Consider the following 255-nt stretch of genomic DNA (forward strand, 5'->3'; position numbering starts at 1 on the left):
GAAGTGCACCAATGTTCTCACCAGCACGACCTTCGTCAAGAAGCTTACGGAACATTTCAACACCAGTACAAGTAGACTTAGTAGTCTCTTTGATACCAACGATTTCAACTTCGTCGTTCACGTTGATGATACCAGCTTCAACACGACCAGTTACTACTGTACCACGGCCTTGGATTGAGAAAACGTCTTCGATAGGCATGATGAATGGCTTATCGATGTCACGCTCTGGCTCTGGGATGTAAGAATCTAGTGCTT

1 protein-coding gene is annotated in these 255 nt (G+C 45.1%); it reads right to left on the bottom strand.

Going from position 1 to position 255, the window contains the following annotated elements:
- Nucleotides 1-255, bottom strand: a 255-nt coding sequence (locus PSH48_RS21135; protein WP_273612333.1) for an EF-Tu/IF-2/RF-3 family GTPase, incomplete at both ends; no start/stop codon positions are given.

It is taken from the genome of Pseudoalteromonas sp. Angola-4 (assembly GCF_028599265.1).
Classification (GTDB): domain Bacteria; phylum Pseudomonadota; class Gammaproteobacteria; order Enterobacterales; family Alteromonadaceae; genus Pseudoalteromonas; species Pseudoalteromonas atlantica.